This window comes from Nocardioides sp. Soil774, from assembly GCF_001428125.1.
GTDB lineage: Bacteria > Actinomycetota > Actinomycetes > Propionibacteriales > Nocardioidaceae > Nocardioides.
On sequence record NZ_LMSM01000006.1, the window covers coordinates 348,767 to 367,254 of the forward strand.

19 protein-coding genes are annotated in these 18,488 nt (G+C 71.6%); 9 read left to right on the forward strand and 10 right to left on the reverse strand.

Features of this window, described 5'->3' with window-relative positions:
- The first annotated feature begins 89 nt into the window (after positions 1-89).
- Complete coding sequence (locus ASG76_RS07280; RefSeq protein WP_056601818.1) at positions 90-1,103, forward strand: LacI family DNA-binding transcriptional regulator; 1,014 nt, start codon at positions 90-92, stop codon at positions 1,101-1,103.
- Between the two features lie 15 nt (positions 1,104-1,118).
- Here the strand turns inward: ASG76_RS07280 and ASG76_RS07285 are convergent, their stop codons facing one another.
- The 4 genes from ASG76_RS07285 to ASG76_RS07300 form a co-directional block, all read right to left on the reverse strand.
- The gene (locus tag ASG76_RS07285; RefSeq protein ID WP_056601819.1) at positions 1,119-1,601 is read right to left on the reverse strand and encodes a DUF2231 domain-containing protein; all 483 of its coding nucleotides are present in this window, start codon (positions 1,599-1,601) and stop codon (positions 1,119-1,121) included.
- A gap of 20 nt (positions 1,602-1,621) precedes the next feature.
- A complete protein-coding gene (locus ASG76_RS07290) occupies positions 1,622-2,350 on the reverse strand; it encodes a VIT family protein (RefSeq protein ID WP_056601820.1) in 729 nt (242 codons plus the stop codon).
- 152 nt (positions 2,351-2,502) lie between these two features.
- A complete protein-coding gene (gene thpR, locus ASG76_RS07295; RefSeq protein ID WP_056601821.1) occupies positions 2,503-3,060 on the reverse strand; it encodes an RNA 2',3'-cyclic phosphodiesterase in 558 nt (185 codons plus the stop codon).
- Positions 3,060-4,205, reverse strand: coding sequence for an acyl-CoA dehydrogenase family protein (locus ASG76_RS07300; RefSeq protein WP_056601822.1), 1,146 nt, complete (start codon positions 4,203-4,205; stop codon positions 3,060-3,062). The genes thpR and ASG76_RS07300 overlap by 1 nt, the downstream gene beginning before the upstream one ends.
- Before the next feature lie 119 nt (positions 4,206-4,324).
- Between ASG76_RS07300 and ASG76_RS07305 the strand changes: the two genes are divergently transcribed.
- Positions 4,325-6,106 carry a sensor histidine kinase gene (locus ASG76_RS07305; protein ID WP_056601823.1) on the forward strand — a complete coding sequence of 594 codons (1,782 nt, stop codon included), beginning with the start codon at positions 4,325-4,327 and terminating at the stop codon, positions 6,104-6,106.
- Positions 6,107-6,213: 107 nt separating this feature from the next.
- Complete coding sequence (locus tag ASG76_RS07310) at positions 6,214-8,058, forward strand: sensor histidine kinase (protein ID WP_056601824.1); 1,845 nt, start codon at positions 6,214-6,216, stop codon at positions 8,056-8,058.
- Between the two features lie 15 nt (positions 8,059-8,073).
- Here the strand turns inward: ASG76_RS07310 and ASG76_RS07315 are convergent, their stop codons facing one another.
- Both ASG76_RS07315 and ASG76_RS07320 read right to left on the reverse strand, forming a co-directional pair.
- The gene (locus ASG76_RS07315) at positions 8,074-8,847 is read right to left on the reverse strand and encodes a hypothetical protein (RefSeq protein WP_056601825.1); all 774 of its coding nucleotides are present in this window, start codon (positions 8,845-8,847) and stop codon (positions 8,074-8,076) included.
- Between the two features lie 70 nt (positions 8,848-8,917).
- Positions 8,918-9,595, reverse strand: coding sequence for an NAD-dependent deacylase (locus ASG76_RS07320; protein ID WP_056601826.1), 678 nt, complete (start codon positions 9,593-9,595; stop codon positions 8,918-8,920).
- 79 nt (positions 9,596-9,674) lie between these two features.
- Between ASG76_RS07320 and ASG76_RS07325 the strand changes: the two genes are divergently transcribed.
- Genes ASG76_RS07325 through ASG76_RS07335 form a run of 3 tightly spaced genes read left to right on the forward strand, consistent with a single transcriptional unit; the run spans position 9,675 to position 12,687 of the window.
- A complete protein-coding gene (locus ASG76_RS07325; protein WP_056602280.1) occupies positions 9,675-10,478 on the forward strand; it encodes an N-formylglutamate amidohydrolase in 804 nt (267 codons plus the stop codon).
- Positions 10,475-11,650: a flavohemoglobin expression-modulating QEGLA motif protein gene (locus ASG76_RS07330; RefSeq protein WP_056601827.1), complete on the forward strand. Its 1,176-nt coding sequence runs from the start codon at positions 10,475-10,477 to the stop codon at positions 11,648-11,650. Before ASG76_RS07325 ends, ASG76_RS07330 begins: the two co-directional genes overlap by 4 nt.
- Entirely contained in the window at positions 11,647-12,687 is a 1,041-nt protein-coding gene (locus tag ASG76_RS07335) for a glutathione synthetase (protein WP_056601828.1), read from the forward strand. The genes ASG76_RS07330 and ASG76_RS07335 overlap by 4 nt, the downstream gene beginning before the upstream one ends.
- A 69-nt stretch (positions 12,688-12,756) precedes the next feature.
- On the opposite strand, the gene ASG76_RS07340 is transcribed toward ASG76_RS07335, so the two are convergent.
- Positions 12,757-13,917 (reverse strand): sterol desaturase family protein, encoded by a 1,161-nt coding sequence (locus ASG76_RS07340; protein WP_056601829.1) that lies wholly within the window; start codon positions 13,915-13,917, stop codon positions 12,757-12,759.
- 28 nt (positions 13,918-13,945) lie between these two features.
- Between ASG76_RS07340 and ASG76_RS07345 the strand changes: the two genes are divergently transcribed.
- A complete protein-coding gene (locus ASG76_RS07345; protein WP_157559011.1) occupies positions 13,946-14,608 on the forward strand; it encodes a hypothetical protein in 663 nt (220 codons plus the stop codon).
- A 20-nt stretch (positions 14,609-14,628) separates the two neighbouring features.
- Here ASG76_RS07345 and ASG76_RS07350 read toward each other — a convergent pair whose 3' ends face one another.
- Positions 14,629-15,564, reverse strand: coding sequence for a 1,4-dihydroxy-2-naphthoyl-CoA synthase (locus tag ASG76_RS07350; RefSeq protein ID WP_056601831.1), 936 nt, complete (start codon positions 15,562-15,564; stop codon positions 14,629-14,631).
- Between the two features lie 138 nt (positions 15,565-15,702).
- Here ASG76_RS07350 and ASG76_RS07355 point away from each other — a divergent pair, with 138 nt between their 5' ends.
- The gene (locus ASG76_RS07355) at positions 15,703-16,143 is read left to right on the forward strand and encodes a nitroreductase family deazaflavin-dependent oxidoreductase (protein ID WP_056601832.1); all 441 of its coding nucleotides are present in this window, start codon (positions 15,703-15,705) and stop codon (positions 16,141-16,143) included.
- Positions 16,144-16,158: 15 nt separating this feature from the next.
- On the opposite strand, the gene ASG76_RS19080 is transcribed toward ASG76_RS07355, so the two are convergent.
- Positions 16,159-16,326 carry a hypothetical protein gene (locus ASG76_RS19080; protein WP_157559012.1) on the reverse strand — a complete coding sequence of 56 codons (168 nt, stop codon included), beginning with the start codon at positions 16,324-16,326 and terminating at the stop codon, positions 16,159-16,161.
- Between the two features lie 108 nt (positions 16,327-16,434).
- Between ASG76_RS19080 and ASG76_RS07360 the strand changes: the two genes are divergently transcribed.
- Complete coding sequence (locus ASG76_RS07360) at positions 16,435-17,751, forward strand: MFS transporter (RefSeq protein WP_082587338.1); 1,317 nt, start codon at positions 16,435-16,437, stop codon at positions 17,749-17,751.
- Between the two features lie 96 nt (positions 17,752-17,847).
- Here the strand turns inward: ASG76_RS07360 and ASG76_RS07365 are convergent, their stop codons facing one another.
- Positions 17,848-18,453: an ACT domain-containing protein gene (locus tag ASG76_RS07365; protein ID WP_056601834.1), complete on the reverse strand. Its 606-nt coding sequence runs from the start codon at positions 18,451-18,453 to the stop codon at positions 17,848-17,850.
- Positions 18,454-18,488 lie beyond the last annotated feature (35 nt).

Here is an 18,488-nt window from a genome sequence, read left to right on the forward strand (position 1 = left end):
GCTGTGATGGTGGTCACCGGAGGCTAGCAAGGAACATGCAGGAAATGAAAGACCTTGCAAGCGCTGTGCAAGGCTGCTTTCATTCCCCCATGGCAACCCTGGCCCAGATCGCCACCGAGGCCGGCGTCAGCGAGGCCACGGTCAGCCGTGTGCTGAACTCCAAGCCCGGTGTCAGTGAGGGCACGAAGCAAGCGGTCATCACCGCGCTCGACGTCCTCGGCTACGAGCGACCCGCCCAGCTGCGCCAGCGCAGCGCCGGCCTCGTGGGCCTCGTCGTGCCCGAGCTGGAGAACCCGATCTTCCCCGCGTTCGCCCAGGTCATCGAGGACGCCCTCGCCCGTCGCCGCTTCACCCCCGTGCTGTGCACGCAGTCGCCCGGCAGCCTGTCGGAGGACGAGTACGTCGAGTCGCTGCTCGACCACGGCGTGGCCGGCATCATCTTCGTCTCCGGCAAGCACGCCGACACCCGCGCCGACCACGACCGCTACCGGGTGCTGCTCGAGCGCGGCCTGCCCGTGGTGTTCATCAACGGCTACGTCGAGGGCGTGGACGCCCCGTTCATCTCCGCCGACGACCGGGTGGCCATGGACCTCGCGGTCGCGCACCTGACCCACCTCGGGCACCGCCGGATCGGCCTCGCGATCGGCCCCGCCCGCTTCATGCCGTCGGCCCGCAAGCACGAGGGCTTCGTCGCCGCGCTGGGCCGACACCTCGGCCAGGCCGAGGACGAGGCGCGCGGCTGGATCGCGGAGACGATCTTCTCCGTCGAGGGCGGCGCCGCGGCCACCGACCAGCTGCTCGCCCAGGGCGCCACCGCCGTCGTGTGCGGCTCCGACATGATGGCGATCGGTGCGATCCGCGCGGCCCGCGCACGCGGCCTGGCGGTCCCCGGCGACGTGTCGGTCATCGGCTTCGACGACTCACCGCTCGTGGCCTTCCTCGACCCGCCGCTCACCACCGTGCGCCAGCCGGTCGCACCCATGGGCAGCACCGCCGTCGCCGCCCTGGCCGACGCGATCGGCGGCGACCCGGTGGCGTCGCGCGAGTACCTCTTCGCACCCGAGCTGGTGCTCCGCGGCTCGACGGGCCCGGCACAGGGCTGAGGCGCCCCGGTCGGCTCAGTCGTCCTCGCCCTCGCCACCGCCGGACGACGTGCCGGCGATCGTGCCCTTCCAGACCGACGAGGCACCGGAGTGGCCGGCATCGATGACCGCGAAGATCGCGAAGGCGGCCGCGGCCAGCGACACCACCACGGTGACGGCTGTCATCCGGGCGGCCTGTCCGGCGCGGGCGAGCACGAACACGACGAGGACCACGGCCCCGACGAGGACGTACATCGAGATGCCTGCGAGGTCGCCCTTCTCGGCGTGCTCGTAGGCCGGGTCGCCGACGCGGTGCTCGAGCGCCTCGCCGCTCTGCGTGGCCACGAACGCCGACACCGCCGCAATCAGCGACAGCGCCACGGTCGGCCAGCGCAGGCCCGTGCGCCAGCCCGGGCGGGCGGCGTACGCCACCAGCATGAGCGCGGCGAGCGGACCCAGCACCACGACGGCGTGGACGACGAGTGCGTGGACGGGCAGACCGGCGACGATGTCGAACATGGAGCTCCTCCGGGGTGGGTTCAGCCGAGGGTAGTGCCCGCGAGCATGCCGATGAGGTAGGTGACCCCCATCGCCAGCAGGCCACCGGAGACGTTGCGGACCACCGCGGGCAGGCGGGGGCTGTAGCCGATCCGGGCGCTGACGAACCCGGTGAGGGCGAGCGCCGCGACGACGCTGAGCACCGTGACGAGGATGCGCACGCTGTCGGGCACGAACGCCACGATGAGCAGCGGGAGCAGGGCGCCGACGGTGAAGGCGATCATCGAGGCCCAGGCCGCGTGCCAGGGGTTGGTGAGGTTGTCGGGGTCGATGCCGAACTCGATGTCGGCGTGCGCGCGCAGCGCGTCCTTCTCGGTGAGCTCGGCGGCCACGCGCTCCGCGGTCTCGCGCGAGAGGCCCTTCTCCTCGTACATCCGGGCCAGCTCGCGCTCCTCGGTCTGGGGCATCCGCTCCAGCTCGACGGCCTCGAGGGCGAGCAGGGACTTCTCGGAGTCGCGCTGCGTGCTCACCGAGACGTACTCGCCGGCCCCCATGCTCAGCGCGCCCGCGGTCAGCGCCGCGATGCCCGCGATCACGATGGCCCCGCTGTCGTCGGTGGCGCCCGCGACGCCCATCACGACGCCGGCGGTCGAGACGATGCCGTCGTTGGCGCCCAGCACGGCTGCGCGCAGCCAGTTCAGGCGGGTCCCGACGTTGTTGCCCATCTCGTCGTGGAAGTGCTGCGGCTCTTCGTCCGTCCCGATCTCCATGCTCATGCACGTACTCGCTTCGCTCCGTGCGCGCATGAGGCACTGTGTCCGATGGTTCGCTCGCTTCGCTCGCTCACGACCCCATCGTCGCGTCCTGCGCAGCGGGCCGCAACGAAGGTGAGCCTGTGCTCAGCGTCCGACAGTGGTCGGGGTCAGGCGAGGGTGTACGTGCCCACGACCTCGTGGCGCGGACGTCGGCGCGGGCCCTCCCCGAGGTGGGAGGCGATGAGCGCGACCTCGCCGACCTGCCAGCGGGGCCCGGCGTAGCCGTCGAGGAGGCGGACCCACGAGGTCACGTTGGCCGGCCGCCCGAGCCGCGCGAGGGTGAGGTGCGGGCGGAACCGCTGACCGTCGACGCGAGCGCCGGCGCGGGAGACGGCCGTGCGGCAGGCCTGGGCGAGGCGGTCGAGCCCGGCGTCGTCGTCCGGCTCGAGGCCGGCGTAGAGGACGTGCGCGCCGTCGGCGTGTGGGAAGGCCCCGCCACCGGTGACCCGCATCCCGAACGACGCCCGGCGCAGCGCGGCGGCGCCCAGCAGGTCGTCGAGCGCCTCGAGGGCGTGGTCGGGCAGCGACTCGGTGAACGCGAGCGTCACGTGCCACTGCTCCACGCCCGACCAGCGGAACGGCGCCGCCTCCCGCCGCACGGACAAGAAGGCGTCGAGGTGCTCGACCACCTCCGGCGGCGGGACGACGGCGACGAAGGCCCGCATCAGAGCCCCAGGTCGCGCCCGATCAGCATCTTCATGATCTCGTTGGAGCCCGCCCAGATCTTCGTCACGCGGGCGTCGCGCCACGCGCGGGCGACGCGGTACTCGTTCATGTAGCCGTAGCCGCCGTGCACCTGGACGCAGTGGTCGAGGACGTCGTTCTGGACCTGCGAGGTCCACCACTTGGCCTTCGCGGCGTCGACCGGCGTCAGCTCCTGCTTGGTGTGGGCGATCACGCACTGGTCGACGAAGGCCTGCGTGACGTCGACGCGGGTCACCAGGTCGGCGAGGAGGAACTGGGTGTTCTGGAAGGCGCCGATCGGCTGGCCGAACGCCTGGCGGTCCTTGGCGTACTGGATGGTCTCCTCGAGGATCTGCTTGGCGTGGGCCAGGTTGGTGATGGCCGAGCCGAGGCGCTCCTGGGGCAGGAACTGCATCATCGAGATGAAGCCGGTGTCGAGCGGGCCGACGAGGTCGTCGTTGCTGACGCGCACGTTGTCGAAGGCGAGCTCGGCGGTGTCGGACTCGTCCTGGCCGACCTTGTCGAGCACGCGGCCGACGCTGAAGCCCTCCAGGGTGGTGTCGACGGCGAAGAGCGAGATGCCCTTGGCCTTCTTCTCCGGGCTGGTGCGCGCCGCGACGAGCACGATGTCGGCGGAGCCGCCGTTGGTGATGAAGGTCTTGGACCCGTTGATGATCCAGTCGTCGCCGTCGCGCACGGCGGTGGTCCTGAGGTTGGCCAGGTCGGAGCCGCCGCCGGGCTCGGTCATGCCGATGGCGGTGACGAGCTCGCCGCTCGCGGCCCTGGGCAGCCACCGGGCGCGCTGCTCGTCGTTGGTGAGGTGCACCAGGTAGGGCACGGTGATGTCGGCGTGGATGCCGACGCAGCTGGGCAGCGTCATGTTGACCTTGGCGAGCTCCTCGGTCAGCACCGCGTTGAAGCGGTAGTCGCCGGCCTCCGAGCCGCCGAACTCCTCGGGGATCTCCAGGCCGAGGAAGCCCTGCTTGCCGGCGGCGAGCCAGAAGTCGCGGTCGAGGCCGTGGCGCTCGGCGTAGGTCTCGAGGTGCGGGGTGACCTCGCGGTCCAGGAACTGCTTGACGGAGGCGCGGAAGGCCTCGTGGTCCTCGTCGTAGATGTCGCGCTTCATGACCCGTATGTTACCCGCGAGTCACCAAGGCGCCATCGAACCTTCCGAAGTTGCCGCGCGACCAGCCACGGCACGCGTACCGTCGCTCCTGTCCGGCGCAGACGGGGCGGGGAGCAGCTGTGGGTGACGACGATGCGGCGTGGGTGCGCCCACGCGGGAGGGCGTGGGGCAACGAGGCCCAGCGCGCGGTCCTGCACGCCATCGCCGAGGACGTCGCGCGGCGCACCGAGCACAAGGTGGTGGCCATCGAGGCGCTGCGCTCCGACGGGTTCCTGGAGTTCGTGGCGATCGCCGGCGACGAGGCGGCGCGCGAGGAGATGCTCGGCAAGGCGTCCCCACTCGCCCTCGACCACATCCTCACCCTCGGCGTCGACCTCGACGGCTGGAGGCACATCCCCAACGAGCGGCTCGACGAGACGACCCGCACCTTCCTCGACCAGTACGGCCACAAGCCGGACGTCCCGGCCTCGGGCCTGCCCAACGGCTGGGACCCCGACGACCAGCTGGTCCGCCTGCTGGAGAACGACGAGGGCGAGCTGCGCGCGCTGATCTACCTCGACGAGCCGCTGTCGGGCCTGCGCCCGACCCCCGAGACCGTCGCTGCGATCAACGCCGAGGCGGGCGTGATGCTCGAGGCGGTCGTCAGCATCGTGGAGCGCGAGCTCTACGGCGAGCAGGTGCGCATGGTGGCACAGGCGCGACGCGCGATCGAGAGCGTGCGGCCCGGCCTGGGCGAGGAGCAGTTCCTCGCCGAGGTGTCACGGGCGATGGTCGAGGCGATGGCCGTCGACACCGTCGACGTCATCTCGGAGGCGACCGAGGTCCCCGAGCTGGAGGACGAGCGACGCCACGTCTCGGAGCTGATGCGGCGCCAGTGGCGGCGGCGCGGGCACCTCGTCGTCGAGCGAGAGCACACGTGGGGCAGGGGCGAGGACGCCATCGAGACCCCGCCGTCGCTCACCCGGATCATGGACACCCACTCCCTGGGCTCCGGCCTGCTCGTGCCGATCGGCGCGGGTGAGGAATACCTCGGCACCCTCGCGATGGGACGTGCGATCGGCGAGCCGCGCTGGACCACCTCCGAGATCGTGGCCGCGACCACGGTGGCCGGCGACCTGGCCCGTCTGGTGCTCGAGTCGCGACTGATGGAGCGCGAGCGGGCGCTCAACGCCGAGCTGCGGGGCGTCGCGGACTACCGGCGCGACATGGTGTTCACGCTGGCCCATGAGCTCCGCAACCCCGTCAGCGTCCTGTGGACCCACCTCGAGCTGCTGGCCGACGAGGCCGACCCCGAGCTGCGGGACGAGTCGGTGCACGCGATGGACCGGGCCGCGCGCCGGATCGAGGACATGATCGAGGACCTCATGGCGCTGGCCACCGCCGACGACCCCGAGCGCTCGACGCCACGCACGCGCGTCGACTTCTCCGCCCTGGTGCGCGAGAGCTGCCAGTTCCAGGCGACCACCGCCGGTCTCTCGGGCGTGGAGCTGGAGGTGGACGTCACCGACGACCTCCTGATCGTCGGCGAGGTCGCCGGGCTCCAGCGGCTGGTGACCAACCTGCTGTCCAACGCCTTGAAGTACACCCTGAGCGGCGGCGCGGTCCGGGTCACGCTCGCCCCCGAGCGCCATGAGCAACGCGACGGGGTGCTGCTCACCTGTGCCGACACCGGGGTCGGCATCGCGCCCGGCGACCTCGAGTCGGTGTTCAAGCCGTTCTACCGCTCGGCGCGCCCCGAGGCGCGCCGACGCCCGGGCACCGGCCTCGGCCTGGCGATCACCGAGCGCGTCGTCAGCGGTCACCACGGCCGGATCGGCGTCGAGTCGGTGCTGGGCGAGGGCAGCACCTTCAGCGTGTGGCTCCCGCTGGCTCCCCCCGACGCACCCCGCGGCGCAGCCTGAGCCGACCACGGACGCCGCGGGCCAAAGTGAAGACCTGCGGAAAAACTTCCGACAGTCACCACCGCGCGCCTACCATCCCCATGGCGGGTGGGGAGGGCGAGTGCGCCATGGAACAGGGTGGGGCGGGTGAGCGCAGGACGCGCGACCTGAGCTGGGGCGACGCGCGTGCGCGTGCGCTGATGCATGCCCTTGCCCGCGACGCCGCCACCCGCGCCGGCTTCCGCGTGTGCGCCATCGAGGTCGTACGCCCCAAGGGGCTGCTGGAGTTCGTCGCCATCTACGGCGACGTGACCAACGCGGAGGAGCGGCTGGGCACCGCCTCCCGCCTGGCCGACATGCAGATGGTCTTCGCCGAGGGCGAGCCGTTCGGCAACTTCGTCTGGGTGCCCGACGAGAGCTATTCCGACGACGTCCGCGACCTCATCGACGGCGTCGTCGTGGTCCCCGACATCCCGACCACGGGCGACCCGGGCGACTGGCACCCGATGGACATGCTGGCCGCGCAGATCGCCGATGAGCGTGGTGACCTGCGGGCCCTGCTCTACCTCGACGTCCCCACCGACCTCAAGCGGCCCGACAAGAACCGGCTGCTCGAGATCTCCGACGAGCTGGCGATGACGCTGCGCTCGGTCGTGACCGTGGTCGAGCGTGAGGAGTTCGCCGACCACATGCGCGTCATCCGCGCGACGCGCCGGCTGGCGCGGTCCAACCCCGCGCGCCACGACGTCAACCACCTCCTGCGTGAGGCGCGCTCGACGCTGCTCGGTGCGCTCTCGGTCGACGAGCTGGAGATCCACGTCTTCATCGACCAGGACGCGGAGACGCCCGACAGCCTGGGGCTGCAGATGGCACCGGACGTACGCCGCGCGCTGGACGAGGCCGCGGCGCGCGCCTGGGCCGAGCAGCGGGTGCTGATCATCGAGCCCGGCCGCATCTGGGGCGACGCCGAGCTCGACACCGCCCACGCCGACTGGTTCACCGAGGCGCTGCGCGGCGCCGGCTTCGAGGCCGTGGTCGTGGCGCCCGTCGGCGTGGACGACGAGGTGCTCGGCATGCTGATGTGCGCGCGCCGCACCGGCTCGCGCAGGTGGACCGACGGCGAGGGGGTCGCCGCGCTCGAGCTCGGCCACGACCTGGGCCGGGCCATCGCCAACGCCCACGCCACCCAGCGCGAGCGCCGCCTCCTCACCGAGCTGCGTGAGCTCGAGGAGGCGCGTCACCGCTTCCTGCGCGAGCTCACCCACGAGATCAACAACCCGATGACCGTGATCTCCGCCAACGCGGAGTTCCTCGCCACCAGCGACTTCGTCGACGAACGCGACCGGCGCCGCGCGCAGGCCATCCTGCGCGGCAGCGAGCGTCTCGGCGACCTGCTGGAGGGGCTGGCCATGCTCTCGCGCGTCAGCGACCCGCAGCACCCGCCCACGATGCGTCGCATCGACCTCCTGCCGATCGTGGAGGAGACGCTGGCCTCGATGAGCGCCGTCGCGGAGCGCCGCGACATCACCCTCCACCTCGTCGGCGACACCCGCGAGGCGATCGTCCTGGCCGACCCGCGCGAGATCGCCAGCGCCGTCACCAACCTGGTCGACAACGCCGTGAAGTACTCCGACCAGGGCGACGAGATCTGGCTCGGCATCGAGCGCCGCGCCGACGGCGGCCTGTCCTTCAGCTGCAAGGACGAGGGGATCGGCATCTCCGAGGACGACCAGGCCAAGCTGTTCACCCCCCTCTTCCGCTCGACCAACGAGGAGGCGCTGCTGCGACCGGGCACCGGCCTCGGGCTCGGCATCGTGCGCGAGGTCATGCAGCGCCACGGCGGGACCGTCGAGGTCGTCTCCTCGCTCGGTCGCGGCACCTGCGTGCGCCTGCACTTCCGCCCGACGCCGCCGGACACGACACCGCGCACGCCTGCGCCGCGCGGCGCCTCGACCTGGCGCGGCGGCGACTGAGCGTCGCACCCCGGGTCAGGGGCGGTAGACGTCCTTGGCCTTGGGCACCTCGACCTCGACGTCCTCGTCGAACTCCGTGAGCGCGATCGACCCGCCGTCCTGCGCCGACGTCGACTCGATGCGTACGACGTAGTGGGGCGCGTCGCTGCGCACCCAGGCCAGCTCCTCGTGCTGCCCGCCGGGGCTGCCGCTGAGCTGCACGACGTTCTCGCCATCCACGCTGGTCTCGTCGCCGACGGTGGTGGGCGCGTCGCCGGACAGGTCGTCGCGACCGCCCTTGCCGCCCTTGCCCTTGCCGCCCTTGCCCTTGCCGGCGTCGTCCGCGCCGAGGTCCACCACCTCGAAGGAGTCCAGGAACGCCTCGAGGTCGCACGCCTGGCGCAGGCTCTTGTCGTCCTCGAACAGCACCCACGACGTGCTGAGCTCGTCGACCACCGAGTCGGGCAGCCGGGTGCTGCTCAGCCGGTTGTAGGCGCCCGACTCGCCCTTGAGCCACACGCGGTCGCCCACGCGGCGGATGTCGATGTTGCTCGAGCCGAAGCGCATGGTCCCCGCACAGTGGCCGTCGCGGTCCAGGCGCAGGTCGATGAAGTACTGGTTGCCCCGCGAGCGCACCTGCCCGGTGAGCCGGACGCTCTGGACGTCCTGCATCGCCTCGCTGGCGGCCGCGACGATCGCGTCGCCGTCCTGCTTGGCGAAGTCGGAGGTCGTGAAGTCGTGGTAGACGCTGCACCCGCTCAGGGCGCCCGCGAGCGCCAGCACGGCGACGGCCGGCGTGGTCCTGCGCATGACTTCTCCCTCGTGACGAGCCGCTCGATCACATCACGCGGGTGCCCGGCGCGCAGGCGAACGCAGCAAGTCAGCCGAGCAGCTCCTCGACCCACGCGGGCACCAGGCGGGTCGCCGGTCCGTGGAGCGTGCGGGCGAAGTCGGTGGCACCTGCGCTCGGCTCGAGGTTGAGCTCGAGCGTCTCGCCGCGTGCCCAGTGGACGAAGGCGGCGGCGGGGTAGACCACGCCCGAGGTGCCGATGGAGACGAACAGGTCGCACTCGGCGAGCGCCTGCTCGACGAGGTCCATGCCGTAGGGGATCTCGCCGAACCACACGATGTCGGGCCGCAGGGTCGTCGCGTCGCAGGCGGGGCAGGGCGGCTCGTGCCCCAGCGGGCCGTCCCACTCGTGGCGCCCGCCGCAGGTCGTGCACCACGCCGAGCGCAGCCGGCCGTGGATGTGGTGCACGCGGCGCGAGCCGGCCCGCTCGTGGAGGTCGTCGACGTTCTGGGTGACGACGAGCAGGTCGTCCCGGAGGGTCTCCTCGAGGCGGACGAGCGCGTGGTGGGCGGCGTTGGGCCGCACCCGCTCCAGTGCGGCGCGGCGCTCGTCGTAGAACCGCTGCACCAGCGCCGGGTCGTCGGCGTACGCCTCCGGGGTGGCCACCTGCATCGGGTCGTGCCCGTCCCACAGGCCGCCGGAGTCGCGGAACGTCGAGAGCCCGCTCTCGGCGGAGATCCCGGCACCGGTGAGGACCACGACTCGCATGCCCCAGTCCTACCAGCACCCACCCCTAGGGATGCGGGCCGCATGGCCGGGGCGGCGGCGCTCCGGTAGACACATGGCCATGACGGACTTGGGAGGGACGTCGGACGCTGTCGCGTTCGCCGGGGAGTGGGACGGGCCCGTGGTGGCCACGTCGGTGCATGCCGGTCACGAGCTGCGGCCCGAGATCGCCGAGGCGATGGTGCTCGAGGAGAGCGAGCGCTTCCGCGAGGAGGACCCGTGGACCGACCGCATCGCCTCGGTGGTGCCGGACCGGGTCATCACCGCGCGCTCGCGCTTCGAGGCCGACCTCAACCGGCCGCGGCGCGAGGCGGTCTACCGCACGCCGGAGGACTGCTGGGGCCTGGAGGTCTGGCACGGCGGGACGCTGTCGGACGAGCTGTTCGAGGGCAGCCTCGCGACGTACGACGCCTTCTACGACGCGCTGGCACCCAGGCTCGACGCGCTGGCCGAGCGCGGTCCGTTCGTGCTGCTCGACGTGCACTCCTACAACCACCGGCGTGACGGCGCGGACGCCCCGCCCGCGCCGGCCGAGGACAACCCCGAGGTCAACGTCGGCACCGGCAGCCTCGACCACGACCTCTTCGGCCCCCTGGTCGAGCGCTTCATGGGCGACCTGCGTGACGCCTCCCTCGGCTGCGGGCCGCTCGACGCCCGCGAGAACGTCGCCTTCGAGGGACGCAACCTCGCGTGGTGGGTCCACGACCGCTACCCGCGCGTGGGCTGCGTGCTCGCCCTGGAATTCAAGAAGACCTTCATGGACGAGTGGACCGGCGAGCTCGACGAGCAGCGGCTGCGCCGGGTGCAGGACGGGCTCGCCGCGGCACTGCCCGGGCTGCACGACGAGCTGGCGAAGCTGCGGTGAGCACCGACGACGACCCGGGCCTCAGCCCCTCCGACCTGGCGGTCGACCACCGGCTCGCGCTGCTCGCCCAGAGCTTCCGCTTCCTGCTCGACATCACCCCGGTCGACGCCGACGACCTGCGCGACGACTTCCTGGAGGGTCGCGAGCCGGAGCCCGACTTCACCTATCGCGAGCTCGACGCCGACCCCGCGGTGGTGCGCGCCGAGCTCGAGGCGATCGACCTCGGCGAGGTGGAGGACCCGGTGCTCGGCCAGCTGCTGCGCGCCAAGCACCGCGAGATGGAGCTCCAGCTCGACATGCTGGAGGCCCGTGACACCGACGACTTCCTGCCGCTGAGCGTGGAGCTCTACGGCGGTGTGTCGCCGAGCCTGCGCCGGCAGGCCGAGGAGCTCCTGGTGGGCATCACCCGCACCGAGCCCACCGACGAGGCGCTGGACGCCGAGGCGTTCCTCGCGCTGGCCGAGGAGGAGATCGCGCACTACCGCGCCGAGGACCCCGACCTCGCCATGCACGCCGAGGTCCGCGTCGACGTCAACGGCGTGATGGTCTCGGGCGACACGCTGCTCATCGGGCCGGAGACCAAGGTGCAGCGCTCGCGCGCCCGCGCCCTGCTCCACCACGAGGTCGGCACCCACCTCGTCACCCAGGCCAACGGCAGCCACCAGCCGATCAAGGTGCTCGGCGTCGGGCTCGCGGGCTACGACGAGACGCAGGAGGGCCTCGCCGTCCTCGCCGAGATCGCGTGCGGCGGGCTCACCGCCTTCCGCCTGCGCCAGCTCGCCAGCCGGGTCGTCACCGTGCACCGGATGATCGGCGGCGCCACCTTCGCCGAGGCCCACGAGGCCCTGGTCGCCGACGACTTCCCTCCCCACAGTGCGTGGACGACGGTGATGCGCGTCTACCGCTCGGGCGGCATGACCAAGGACGCGATCTACCTGCGCGGCCTCGTCGAGCTGCTCGAGCACCTCGGCGCGGGCGGCGGGCTCGACCAGCTCTGGCTGGGCAAGTTCTCGCTGCGCGACCTGCCGCTCATCGGCGACCTGCAGTCGCGCGGGCTGCTGCGAGCACCCCGCGTCCTGCCCCGCTACCTGCACGACCCGGCGACCACCGCCAACCTGGCCCGCGCGGCCGGGACCGAAGATCTCGGCACACTGCTGGAGGCACCCGCATGAAGATCGGATTCGTCGTCAACGACATCGAGACGGAGAAGGCGGAGTACACCACCAACCGCCTGGCCATGGCGGCCAAGGAGATGGGCCACGAGGCCTGGTACATGGGCATCGGCGACTTCGCCTACGAGCCCGACGGCTCCCTGAGCACCAAGGCCCGCGCCGGGCACGCCAAGTCGTACCGCTCCCTCGAGCGCCACATGTCCGACGTGAAGCGTCCCGACGTCGAGGAGCTCATCGGGATGGACGAGTTCGACGTGGTGATGCTGCGCAACGACCCGGCCGACGACGCCGAGAGCGACCCGTGGCGCAACAACGCGGGCGTCGCGTTCGGCCAGCTCATCGCCTCCAGCGGCGTGCTGGTGGTCAACGACCCCACCAGCCTGGCCAACGCCCTGTCCAAGGCCTACTTCCAGCACTTCCCCGAGATCGTGCGACCCCGCACGCTGATCTCGCGCGACGAGGACATGATCGAGGAGTTCATCACCGACCTCGGCGGCAAGGCGGTGCTAAAGCCGCTGCAGGGCTCCGGCGGCGCCGGGGTCTTCCTGATCGACCGCAAGGAGGCGCCCAACCTCAAGCAGATCATCGAGGCGATCTCGCGCGACGGCTACGTCGTGGCCCAGGAATACCTCCCCGAGGCAGCCAAGGGCGACGTGCGGATGTTCGTGATGAACGGCCAGCCGCTGATGGTGGACGGCAAGTACGCCGCCTTCCGCCGTACGCCGTCGACCAAGGACATCCGCTCCAACATGTCCGCCGGCGGCAAGGCCGAGAAGGTCGCGGTCACCGACGAGATGCTCGAGATGGTCGAGGTGGTGCGACCCAAGCTGGTCGCCGACGGGATGTTCCTCGTCGGGCTCGACATCGTGGGCGACAAGCTCATGGAGATCAACGTGTTCAGCCCCGGTGGCCTCGGCAGCGCGCAGGCGCTGTCGGAGGTCAACTTCGCCCCCGCGGTCATCGGCGAGCTCGAGCGCAAGGTCAACATCCGCAAGCACTACCCGGAGATCGACAACCACACGCTCGCGACGAGCTGATCGCCTGGACCTGCTGGTCGAGGAAGGCGCCTCGGCGCCTGTCACGAGACCCGGCCAGCCGGGTCGGGCTCAGGCGACGCCCGCGGCCGCGCGACGGGCGTACGCCCAGCCCGGTCGACGCAGGAGGGACGACCAGCGGTCGTGCCAGGAGTCCGCGGTGGCGACGTCGGCGGCGATGTCGGTCCACTCTTGGGTCGCGACGCGCAGCGGGTTGAACGTGTCGATGTTGGACGTGAGGCCGTAGACCACGGGCTCGTCCTCCTCCTCGAACGTGCCGAACAGGCGGTCCCAGAGGATCAGGATGCTGCCGTGGTTGCGGTCGAGGTAGTCGCGGTTGGAGCCGTGGTGCACCCGGTGGTGCGACGGGGTGTTGAAGACCTTCTCCACCCAGCCGAGCCGCTGGATCGCCTCGGTGTGGATCCAGAACTGGTAGATCAGGTTGATGCCGCGGGCCTGCTCGATGAGCGCGGGTCGTACGCCGGCCAGCGCGAGCAGGCCGTAGGGCACGGTCAGCGTGACGCCCTCGGCGACCGGCTGCCGCAGCGCGGTCGAGAGGTTGTAGCGCTCGCTGGAGTGGTGGACCGAGTGCACGGCCCAGAGCCAGCGGCTCTCGTGGCTGAGGCGGTGGTTCCAGTAGTAGATGAAGTCCCAGCCCAAGATCGCCGCCACGATCGCCCACCGGCCCGTGCCGAGATCGAGTGGTGAGCAGGCGTGGAGCCGCCTGCCCGAGGTCATCGCCGCCCAGGTCGTCGAGGTGATCAGGGCGGTCGAGGCGACTGCGCTGACCGCGAGCGCGCCGTGCGCCTTGCGCAGCACCGGAGGTGTGCGGTCCGCGGCGGCCGTCGCCGGGCCGAGGCGGATCTCGGCGAGATCGTCCTGCACCGCACGCACCTGCGCCGGCACGGTCTGGGGATCGGGCAGCCGGCCGTCGCGAAGCCGACGGCGTACGACGTCGCCCACCGTGGTCAGCACGGCGGTGGCCGCACCCACCGCGAGCAGCGCGCGGCCGTGCCGGCCGACGCCGGGGGTGACCGGGTCGAGCAGCCGGCGCGCGACGTAGGGCGCGGCGAGGCTGCCGACACCCATGCTCAGGCTCGCGACGGTGTCGGCGAGCTGGTAGTCACCGGCGCGGGTGCCGGGCGCGACCGGGTGCGTGCGCTGCCAGGCGTACTCGGCGGCCATGGCGCCGATGAACGCGGGGATGGCCGCGACGGTGAGGTCGATCTTCATCCGGGCATTGTGCCGGACAATGCGGACCGTGAACCTCGACGAGATCGACTGGTCGGCCGTTCAGGGCGCCTACGGCCCGGCGACGTCGGTGCCGACGTTGCTGCACCAGCTGGCGAGCTCGTCGCCTGGCGAGCGCTCCGAGGCGATCGACGAGCTCTGGGGATGCCTGTGCCACCAGGGGACCGTCTACCAGGCCTCGGCGCTCGCCGTCCCGTTCCTGTTCGACGCCGCCAAGGCGCCCGGGCTCCCACGAACCGAGCGCAACCTGCTGCTGGCCCTGGTGGTGCACATCGGCCTGGGCGAGGACACGACCTGGGAGGGCTACACGCCGTGGGCGGTCGTGCAGGACTGTGCCCAGGCCGTCCGGGGACTGATGCCCGAGCTGGTCGGCTGGGCACGGGACGGCTCGCTCGAGGCGCGCACGTGGACCCTCGTCGCAGCCGCGCAGCACCCCGACGCCTGGGCCTCGCTCGGAGTCGACGCGTCCGAGCTGATGGCGGACACCGATCCCGCTGTCGCGGACCTTGTCCGGCACGCAGTGTCAGGGAGCATCCCCGAGCAGTCCGTCCTCGACGACGTGCTCTCGGACGCCGACCTGCGCGACTACTTCGAGGAAGTCGTCTCCGGTCTCCCGCCTCACCAGTGGGCCCGGCGCCTCGTCGTCGAGCTCGCCGTCGCGGAGCGGCTGTAGCACCGACGAAGTCGGGAGGCTCAGTAGTACCAGGGGTAGGGCGACCAGTCGGGCTCGCGCTTCTCGAGGAACTGGTCGCGGCCCTCCTGCGCCTCGTCGGTCATGTAGGCCAGGCGCGTGGTCTCGCCGGCGAAGAGCTGCTGGCCGACGAGGCCGTCGTCGAGGAGGTTGAACGAGTACTTCAGCATCCGCTGGGCAGTTGGGGACTTGCCGTTGATCTTGCGGCCCCACTCCAGTGCCTCGCGCTCGAGGTCGGCGTGGTCGACGACGCGGTTGACCGCGCCCATGCGGTGCATGGTCTCGGCGTCGTACTCGTCACCGAGGAAGAAGATCTCGCGGGCGAACTTCTGGCCGACCTGCTTGGCGAGGTAGGCCGAGCCGTAGCCGCCGTCGAAGGAGCCCACGTCGGCGTCGGTCTGCTTGAAGCGCGCGTGCTCGCGGCTGGCGAGGGTGAGGTCGGCGACCACGTGCAGGCTGTGCCCACCGCCGGCGGCCCAGCCGGGCACGACGCAGATGACGACCTTCGGCATGAAGCGGATGACTCGCTGGCACTCGAGGATGTGCAGGCGCGCGAGCTTGGCCTTGTCGATGGGGTTGGGGTCGGCTCCGGCGTCGGTGTGGCCGTCGGTCTCGTACTGGTATCCGGCGCGACCTCGGATCCGCTGGTCGCCGCCGGTGCAGAAGGCCCACTTGCCGTTCTTCGCGCTGGGGCCGTTGCCGGTGAGGATCACGCAGCCGACGTCGGCGGACATCCGGGCGTGCTCGAGGGTGCGCAGCAGCTCGTCGACCGTGTGCGGCCGGAAGGCGTTGAGCACGTCGGGGCGGTCGAAGGCGATCCGGACGGTGCCGTGCTCGCGGGCGCGGTGGTAGGTCAGGTCGGTGAGGTCGTCGAAGCCGGGCACGACGTCCCAGGCCTCGGGGTCGAAGATCTCGCTGACGCCCTCGATCGAGCTCATGCACGTACTCGCTTCGCTCCGTGCGCGCACGAGGCACCTTGCACTCGGTACTGGATGATTCGCTCGATCGCACTCATGTGCGCACCGTATCCATCCTGCGGCTGGAAGATCGCCGCGGCCCGTGCTGTTGTGCCGGGCATGACCTTGACTGGAACCTACGTCCCGAGCACGTCCGACTGGGTGCGCGAGCAGGTGGAGGCCTACGAGGCCTCCGACGGCCGCGAGGCCTCGACCCTGCCGGGCACCGACTACCCGATCGTCGTCGTCACCTCGGTCGGCGCGAAGTCCGGCAACCTCCGCAAGAACCCGGTGATGCGGGTCGAGCGCGACGGCGCCTACCTCGCGGTCGCCTCCAAGGGCGGCGCCCCGGAGAACCCGGAGTGGTACCACAACTTCGTGGCCCACCCCGAGGTCGAGCTCCAGGACGGCGCGGAGAAGCACACCTACCGCGTCCGCGAGCTCGCGGGCGAGGAGCGCGAGGACTGGTGGCAGCACGCGGTGGCCACGTGGCCGACCTACGCGTCGTACGCCGAGAAGACCGACCGGCTCATCCCGCTGTTCCTGCTCGAGCGCGCCTGACCTGGTCCGTCCGGGTCAGAGCGCCTGCTCGCTGACGTCGTCGGGGCCCTCGGCCTCGTCGACGACGGCCTCCTCGTCGAGGTCGACGTCGTGCACGACCTCCTCGGCGTCGGGGTCGAGGTGGGACGGGGCTTCCGGCTCGAAGGCTTCCGGCTGGTCGGGCTCGATGGCGTCGCTGGTCATGAGCTTCTCCCTTCGTCGCGGCGGTCGGTGGACTCTCCGAGCGCACCACGCGCAGGTGCCGCGCGCAAGGCCTTCCCGCACCATCGGGTGGGGCCCCACAATGTCGCCGTGACGACCACGGTGCCGGCCCGCTCGGCCTTCGACGACCCGGTCGAGGTGCCACCGGCCCGCTGGGTCGGGGCGCTCGTCCTGCTCAACCTCGGCGTGGTGGCCGGCTGGTTCGGCCCGATCCAGGTGCTGCTCGCCCAGCAGTCCGACCGGATCGCGGCCGCCGAGGCCGGCGGGATGAGCAAGGAGGCGCTGCTCGAGGTCGTGCTCTTCAGCGGCGCCGCGGTCTCCATGGTCGCCAACCCGGTGTGGGGCGCCTTCTCGGACCGTACGCGCTCGCGCCTGGGTCGCCGGGTGCCGTGGGTGCTCGGCGGGGTGATGCTCGGCGCCGCGTCCCTGCTGCTGCTGTCGGTGGCGCAGAACGCCCCGCTGATGGTCGTCGCGTGGTGCCTGGTGCAGCTGGCGCTCAACGCCGCGTGGGCCGGAGGGGTCGCTGCCGTGCCCGACCAGGTGCCGGTCGAGCGACGCGGCCTGATCGGCGGGCTCGTGGCCATCGCCGGCACCGTCGGCGTGCTGCTCGGCATCAAGATCGCCGAGCTGACGGGCTCGATCGCGCAGGGCTACCTCGTCATCGCGCTCGTGATGCTGGTGCTGTCGGTGCCCTACCTGCTCGGCTCGCGCGACGTGGCGCTGCCGGCCGACCACGTCCTCGACCCGCTCGACTGGAAGCGGCTGCTGCGCTCCTTCTGGGTCTCCCCGCGCGAGCACCCCGACTTCGCGTGGGCCTTCGTCACCCGGCTGCTGGTCAACCTCGGCAACTGGATCGCGCTGAACTACCTCTACTACTTCCTCACCGACGGCCTCGGCTACGGCGACGACGACGCGACGGGGCGCCTCGGGCTGCTCGTGCTGATCTACGGCGTCGCGACCGTCGCGACCACGGTCGTCGTGGGGCACTGGAGCGACCGGATCGGACGACGCAAGGTCTTCGTGATCGCCTCCGGCGCCCTGATCGGCACCAGCTCGCTCGTGCTCGGGCTGTGGCAGGACTGGCCGGGCGCCCTCCTCGCAGCCGTGGTGCTCGGAGCGGGCTTCGGCGTCTACCAGGCCGTCGACTTCGCCCTCATCACCCAGGTGCTCCCCGGCGCCGGCGACCGCGCCAAGGACCTCGGCGTCATCAACATCGCCTCGGCGCTGCCCCAGGTGCTGGCGCCCGCCATCGCCGGCCTCATCCTCGTGCTGGTGCGCGAGCTCGGCGGCACGGTCGCCACCCGCGGGGAGAGCTGGTCGCTCGGCTACGGCGTGGTCTACCTCGTCGGCTTCGTGCTCTGCGTGCTCGGCTCGGTCTTCGTGACGCGGATCCGCTCGGTGGCCTGACCGCAGGGGTGGGGTCGGCGTACGCGGGAGCGGTGGTGGAGCGACACTTTGAGGGTCAGGAGTGTGGCTGGACCACCGCTGTGGGGTCGGCGCAGGTCAGTCGCGGCTGATGGTGATCGCCAGGCCGAGCAGGTGCTCGAGCCGGGCGAGCTCGGAGTCGAGGAACTCCGGGCCGCCGCGACGGCCCATGGCGATGACGTCGTCGCCGAAGGGGGCCGCGCACTCGACGTAGGTCTCGTCGCCGGGCAGGCGGGCAGGCGCGGTGAGCGGGCCGATCTCGAAGGTGCTGGGCGCCGCGTCGGTGGCGTGCACGACCTCGAGGCCGTCGTCGCCGGGGCGCACCCGGGCGGCCCAGTCCACGCGGAAGGCGATGGGCAGCAGGTCCACAAGTCGGTCGCGGGCGGTGGCGGGGTCCTCGGTCAGCGACTCGACGACCTCGAGGTCGAGGAAGAGGTTGCCGCCGGCGGCGTAGCGGTTGATCCACAGCACGCTGACCCCGTCGAGCACGCTGCACGCGGAGACGATCGAGTCGGGCATCGTGCCCGGCGGGATCTCGAGCAGGACGTCGTCGACTGCGTAGCCGTCGCGCTTCTCGACGATCTCGATCGCCTCGATGTCGCCACCTGCCTCACCGATCGCGCTCGCGACGCGACCGAGCGACCCCGGGACGTCGGGGAGCTCGACTCGGATGAGGTAGGGCATGCCGCGAGGCTATCGGGAGTCTGTGTCGCGCAGGT